We start from the raw sequence: 6,559 nt of genomic DNA on the forward strand, positions 1-6,559 counted from the left end.
CACGATCACGTCGGGATTGGCGGCATATCGCCCTCGACCACGCGCCAGACCCAGGCGCCAAGATCGGGCCGCGCTTCTATCATTTTCTTGAGTGCTTCCTCAAAATCAGCGCCGGCCGACGGCGGCACGATGTAGAGCGCATGCGGCCGCGGTTTCGTCTCCAGCAGCATCGCGTTGGCCAAAGGTCGGTTTCGGCCAAGGTTGAAACGCAGACCCTTGACCGACTTCAAGCGTAACCGCGTCAACCGCCCGACGAGTTTTTGCTCGAAAGCATTTTCGATCGGCAGCCACTGTTCACTGACGCACATCAGCGCGATCTCGTCGATGGTGACGATCCCGGCTTTGCCGCTGCCGATCGTCGCGATCAGCATCAGGTGCAGGTTTTCCCCGCTTTGCCAGAGAGCAAATTCCGCTTCGAAGCGGCGCTGCACGCTCTTCCAGGCCGTGTCTTCAAGATAAAGCCGGAAGCCCGGCATATGCTTGACCACCACGAGCCGGCCGTCTCTCGCCTCCGCAAATTCCTTGACCTCGCTGACAAGCAACATCAGGCGCTTCGGACCTTGCTGGAAAAGACCAGCCATCTTCTGCGCCCGCCTGTGTTCGATCGCTGTCTTATCCTCGGCCCTGAAAGGCTCGGGAATGAGCAACCGCTCCGACAGGCTCTCGCCGCGAACCGCCATGTTGCCGGCGGCCTCCAGCAGATGATGATAGACCTGCCACCAGTGGCGCTTTCCGGCCCAGTGCGCGGTCCATTCGGTCAGGCCGCTCTCATGCCACAGGAAATGCAACAGGGCGCGTAGCGACAGCTTTCTGCTTTCCGCTTTCACGCTTTCGCCGGTAGGTTCCGGTACGCCGGGACGATTGCTCCCGGCGCGCTTGGAAAGGGAAAAATCAAGCTTCAATGAGGCTGACCCGAGAGAGGCATCCATCTGGATTGCACTTCCCATCAGCGGGCCGAGCCCGGACAATTCGTAGGGCGGTTCATAGGAGGGACATGCCGGGTCATGGCCTTCACCGGAAAGCGGCATGCGCTTGATGACCAGTTGATTGCCGATATCTGCGATGTACATCGGCGCCGCCTGCTCACGGCAGAGACACAGCGGTCGGACTTTGGCGCGGTAGGCGCGGGCCAGCAGTCCCGCGAAATCCGGGTGATCCTCATCGCATTCGACACTATCGAACCGGAACCGCCTCATGGCAACGGCTGCCCGCAGCGGCCGATGGCAAGCAGGAAGGGGTGCCCAACGAGAGGGAAACCTGTCTGCTCAGACCGGGCGATTGTGCCGGGTGGGAAGAGCCAGCTCAAGGCCGCGCGGCCCCTCCGATTTTCTCTCCGTTCCGTTTCACTGCACTTCGACAAAATCGGTTCCTCCGCGCGCCGGCTCCGCCGGTCGTGTTCCACGAGCCTGGACCTGCCTCTCCCCACCCTGCGTGCCGCCGTCATCTTCCACAAACGTCAAGGAGACGACGATGACCATCGACCAGCATATCGAAGAACTGCGCGCTGAAGCCCGTAACGCCGAAACCACCTGGGAACGCCGGGCGCTTGAAGCCGAGCTCGACCTGGCGCTGGCCGAGCGCGAAGTCATCTGGGCCGAACTCGACGGCCGCATCGAGGTCGAGCCCCCATTTTGAGGCGGCCCACGGCGCGCTTGATCTGGACACGCCGGATCGACCGGCGTGTCCAGATGCTGCTGTTCAATAGCCGTTGTCTTCGAGATAGGTTTCAATGGCAGCCTGCATGATAACCGTCATCTTCACTTCGTTTTCATGAGCCGCTCTCACGAGACGCGCCTTCATCTCCTGCTCCAGCGGCACATTGACGTAAAATTTGATGGCGCGGTCTTTGGCGCGCTTCAGGCTTTTCAGGCGCCGCCGGGTATCGTCCTGATCGGCAGCCCGCTTTGCGCTTCGCCGTTGCCGCTCGTCTTCGGGAAGGCGCGGAAGCGCCGTTTGGCGGCTGCGGTCATTGTCGAGAGGCGCCGGAGCCTGATCGTGCAAATCGGCGGCTTGCTCGTCAGCGGCAACCTCAAGCCGGCCTTCGTTTGTATCCTGAACTGCAGGCTTTCGGCGTGGCGCGAGAGAGAACTGCTGGAAGTCGATCGCCCCTTTGTTCATGCCGCTGCCTCAGCCGGTCCGGCCACTCGGCGAATGTCGATCTCATCGACCAGCGCCTTTACCTCAAGACGCGCCTTTCGGACTGAGTCTGTCAGGTCCTGCATCTGCAGTGTCCCGAGTCCGTTCTGGATCTCGCGATAGATGTTGCGTTCGTAAAGCTCGGTTTCCAGAAGCATCGTATGGTAGTTCGCATCGAGAAGACCGGCCACGAACGGCCGGATGTAGCGATAGGCTTCAAGATTGCGGCCGGGCAGCGTGATACGGGTGCGCACGTTCATATGCACGATCGATAAACCGAGGCGATCGTTGATGTCGTTCACCTCAGCGACGGTTTGGCCGGCGGCCTCAATTTCCTTGATGCCCGGCTGTACCGGTGAAAGGACCACGTCCGACGATCGAATGATCGTCGTCTGCAGCACGCTATCGACGCCGGGCGCATCGATCAGGACGACATCGAAAAAGCTGGCGAGCTTCTTCAGGACATCGTCGATTGCCCGTTGGGTCGCCGCAATCGTCACCTCGATATTATCCGGTACATTGCCCTTGCTGTGGCAGAGCTTCCACCAGCCGGCCAGATTTTGACGGCTGTCGGCGTCAATCATCAGGACGCGCTGATCCGATAGAGCGTATTCGCCGGCAATCAACGTCGCGATCGTTGTCTTGCCGGCACCGCCCTTGTTACTGACGACTGCATAGGTCCGAGGCATGACCTTCTCCCGCTACCGAACTGTTTCGGCGCCATGCTCGAAACATGAACTATATTAGGTCAAAAATTGCAGACGTCCAGTCGCTTTTTGTTTGGGTGCATCACGTCCCAGATCATCCACTATGTAGTCCGATGGTACTCTTTCGAAGCATTGTCTCATATCTTGCGGAAGATCATCCGCACCCCATGAATCCTCGGATTTTCACTATATAACCTTCACTTTCCTCCTTCCAGCAACGCTATCGATGTTTCACACGGGTTGGTCATGTGATGTGGAAGGGTCAAACTTCCGATGAGTGTTATCGAGTAATGAATGGCTTTTACGGTGCCAGGTTAAGTTTGGCTTTTTATGAACCGAAATAGGTTATATTGGTTTGGCAGGATACGCAAATTTGTGATACAAATTTGCTGACGATCGGCGGACGGGCCGCCGATGGCGCCTGCGGCGAACACGTGAAGAGACGACGGCATGGTCGAAAATGGAAGGTCACGAACCGCGGGGCCCGCTGCCAAGGAGCCTAAGGAGCGCGTCGTCCATACGCGTTTTTCCGCGCCAGAGCTCGCCGCTGTCGAAGTCGCAGCCAGGCAGTCGGAGATGTCGGTGTCGGCGTTTATGCGCTCATTGACGCTTGATGGTGCCGGCATCTTACCGTTCCTGTCGGAAGACGATCGGGTGGTTTTTGAGCTTCTTCATCGTGACCTGCGGGCCATTGGAGTGAACCTCAACAGTCTCGTTCGGCGCTCGTATCAACGTTCCGTTCCGGCAGACGCCATCGCTGACCTGCGCGAGCTGCAGCCCCTTGTCGCGGGCCTTGCTCTTGAGTTGCATCGTCTCGCCAGCCGGCCAGGCCGTAGGATTGGACGTCGGGACTGATGGAAATTTTTCTCGGCGCCTTTACGGGGGAATGGGAGCAGCGCCGAGCGGCATACCTGCACGAGCGGTTGATCGGCCGAAATTCTCCCAGTGAGGAGGAAGAGCGCCGGCGGCGGGGAGTTGCTTCAAGCGGCGGCGTTGGCGGCCGTCTCAATGTCGGTGGGAGAGCCGCGCGCGAAGGCTTCGCGTGGTCCGGGCCGGCGCCGCGTTCGATGGCAACACGGTTTGCCGGACTTGGCGGCGGAAGTCAGCCCGCGGTCGTGAAGATGACATCGTTCGGCGGCGGCGGACGCCTGGGAGCCATGGCGAGCTATATCTCTCGAAACGGCGATGTGGCGATGGAAAATCAGGCGGGCGAAGAACTGCGCGGCCGGGGGGCATTCGCCGGCCTTTCCGAGGACTGGGCGCACCTGATGGGCAGCCGTGCCGAGAGCCGCGACATCGCGACATTCCGTATCGACATCGAGGGGAGGCCCGATGAAGGGCAGACGCTGCACGCATGGGCCCGCGATATCGTCAGCACGGCGCTGGGCGAGCGCTCGTTTGCATTCGCCGTGGAAGAGCGTCAGGGGCATTACCGGATCGATGGCGTGGCCGTCTTGCGCGATCGGGCCGGCGAGCGGCTGACAGCTGATGAAAAGGCGCAAGAGATCGTTCAGGCGCGAATGTCGGAAAACGGGGGCCGATCGGCCGAGTTCCATTTTACCGGCTATGGCAATGGCGTTGAATATGGGACCGCACGTTTGCGCAAACTCGTCGAGCGAGCTGACGGTGGCGTTCGAGACAATCGCGGGGAGACGATAGCGGACGCCAAACTGGCGGGCGATCTGGTGCAACTGCAATGGAGGGGCGAACTGCATAGCCGCAAGCCGCGCGATGTAATGCACCTTGTCATGTCCGCGAGGGCCGGAACCGATGTCGAGGCTTTTCGCGCGGCGGCCCGAGAGTTCCTGGCGGCGGAGTTTGGTCAGCACCGGTACGTTTTCTCTCTTCATGATCCAGGTCAGGATCCCAAAACCGAGTCGGCCGGCGGTAAGCGACCGCACGTCCATGTTCACGCAATCGTTGCCATGCGATCCGAGGACGGCGAACGTGTCGAGACATCGATCGCATCTTTCCGGCGCTGGCGCGAAGGTTTGGCGCAGCATGCCCGCGAGCATGGTATACGGATGGAGATGACCGATCGCCGTGATCAGGCGAATGCTGCCTCCTATACCAAAAATCAGGTTCGCCCGATCAACCGGGAAGGCCGCACCGAGCATGTGGGAACGTCCGATAGCGCTGCGCGCCGATACGATAGAAAACGGCGCGAGGTCGTGACCGTGATGAGAACTTCAAAAAGCCAAGCCTATACTGAAACCGTTCACGATGCTTGGGAAGACCTCGCACGAGACAGTGAGGATGTCGGCGCGTCTGAATTCGCAAAAGGCAGGATTATGCGGGTCAATGCGGCCCTTGAAGGGCTAGAGTTCGTCGTCGACAAGCAATCGGTTGGGCGCAAAAATGGCTCGCCATTCCAAACTAAAATAGTTAGTATTTTCGACGTTGCTGAGGTCGAAAACATGAGCACGATGACACGATCGGAATTCGAGGCGTACGAAAAACGCGTTGAGACCGCCCTGTTCCAAGCGGAGCGTGTCCTGCCACAGGATGAGCGAAGCAATTTCGAGGAAATTGCCGCGGCCGCCCGGGAGCACGTCGATGTTCGTCGCGAGATGATGGAACAGGTGGAGCAGGTGGATGATCGCGCCCCAAGCAGCGGGTCGCCCAGACAGGACGATGCCAATCGTCAGTGGGATGAGGCTGTTGCACGCCACGGGCCCGAAGCCGTCGAGGCTGGAAACAATATTATGGTCGAGGTCGAATATTATCGCGAGCGGATCGAACGGGCTGACGATGACGAAATTCGAGCCAACAAGGTGTCCCTGCAGGCGAGCTTGAACTTTGAGATGGCGAGGGCAGCCGAGCTCGGCGCCTCGGGCAATAGCTATCTGCGCGAGATTGCAGAGGCTGACGAAGAACTGCGTGTGGCAATCGCAGCGGCCGAGCGCTCGCGCGATCGGGCAAAGGACCGCGCCGACGATGACCGAGCTGAACGCGCAAATGGTTACGGTGAACAAGACGCGTCGCTGCATGGAAGTGGCGACGAAAATCGAACCGTCCCTGCCAAACAGCTCGTGCCGAGATCGGAAGAGCTTCAGCACGAGGCCGAGCAAAAACGCGATCGGGACGAACAGGAACGATAGGGGAATGCGGCATGCACCCGAAATTATCATGGGCAGGCTGCAGCATGAGAGGCGGATCGTTCGCTACGCCTGCTCAACGCGCGCGTCTCCGCCTTTCTCGACCATTTGAAAAGCTCATTCCCCGACGGGACGCCGGATGAACTTTCGGCCTTTATCTACGGATGATTTCGGGACACGGGAAAGGCGTCCAGCATACTTCGCCGTGCGCATGGCCCATCCGTTCGCGTCCCATCGCGCACTGCCGTTGTAGCTTTGCAAAGCCCGCGCTCCTGAGCCGAACTGCTCGACGAGTAACGTCCGCTTGAATCTGTCACTGCAATCGGAGCGTACCTTCTTTTGGAAGTTTCAAGATCGCGTCCGTAAAGTTGCGTGGATCGAAGGGGGCACACAAGGTGAAGGCGGGTGTGCTTCCTTATGCTATCATGGCTTTGGTTGCCGCGATGCGGGGATAGTCTCGGAAGTCATCGAATTTGTGCCGATTGATGAAAGCGAATGTTTGAAATACCCGGTGGTCTCCCTAGCGCCGATACTGTTGAAAAACTATTGGTGGTGAGCATCTCATCTATCCCCTTAGAAATTAGCGTCCGTGACACGAACGCCCGCCGAGATATCGTA

At 59.3% G+C, this 6,559-nt stretch carries 6 protein-coding genes; 3 read left to right on the plus strand and 3 right to left on the minus strand.

Annotated features, from left to right (window positions below; genetic code table 11):
• Nucleotides 1-5 precede the first annotated feature (5 nt).
• A complete protein-coding gene (locus J2X43_RS29855) occupies nucleotides 6-1,196 on the minus strand; it encodes a DUF1173 domain-containing protein (RefSeq protein ID WP_310301167.1) in 1,191 nt (396 codons plus the stop codon).
• Between the two features lie 274 nt (nucleotides 1,197-1,470).
• Between J2X43_RS29855 and J2X43_RS29860 the strand changes: the two genes are divergently transcribed.
• A complete protein-coding gene (locus J2X43_RS29860) occupies nucleotides 1,471-1,635 on the plus strand; it encodes a hypothetical protein (RefSeq protein WP_310301170.1) in 165 nt (54 codons plus the stop codon).
• 63 nt (nucleotides 1,636-1,698) lie between these two features.
• On the opposite strand, the gene J2X43_RS29865 is transcribed toward J2X43_RS29860, so the two are convergent.
• Together J2X43_RS29865 and J2X43_RS29870 are read right to left on the minus strand one after the other, a co-directional pair.
• Complete coding sequence (locus J2X43_RS29865; protein ID WP_310301173.1) at nucleotides 1,699-2,118, minus strand: hypothetical protein; 420 nt, start codon at nucleotides 2,116-2,118, stop codon at nucleotides 1,699-1,701.
• Nucleotides 2,115-2,825, minus strand: coding sequence for a ParA family protein (locus J2X43_RS29870; RefSeq protein ID WP_310301176.1), 711 nt, complete (start codon nucleotides 2,823-2,825; stop codon nucleotides 2,115-2,117). The genes J2X43_RS29865 and J2X43_RS29870 overlap by 4 nt, the downstream gene beginning before the upstream one ends.
• Before the next feature lie 468 nt (nucleotides 2,826-3,293).
• Here J2X43_RS29870 and J2X43_RS31225 point away from each other — a divergent pair, with 468 nt between their 5' ends.
• Both J2X43_RS31225 and J2X43_RS29880 read left to right on the plus strand, forming a co-directional pair.
• Entirely contained in the window at nucleotides 3,294-3,698 is a 405-nt protein-coding gene (locus J2X43_RS31225; RefSeq protein WP_405049663.1) for a plasmid mobilization protein, read from the plus strand.
• Nucleotides 3,698-5,944: a relaxase/mobilization nuclease domain-containing protein gene (locus tag J2X43_RS29880; RefSeq protein WP_310301182.1), complete on the plus strand. Its 2,247-nt coding sequence runs from the start codon at nucleotides 3,698-3,700 to the stop codon at nucleotides 5,942-5,944. The genes J2X43_RS31225 and J2X43_RS29880 overlap by 1 nt, the downstream gene beginning before the upstream one ends.
• The last annotated feature ends 615 nt before the right edge of the window (nucleotides 5,945-6,559 follow it).

Source organism: Rhizobium sp. BE258 (genome assembly GCF_031457345.1).
In the GTDB taxonomy this organism is placed as follows: domain Bacteria; phylum Pseudomonadota; class Alphaproteobacteria; order Rhizobiales; family Rhizobiaceae; genus Rhizobium.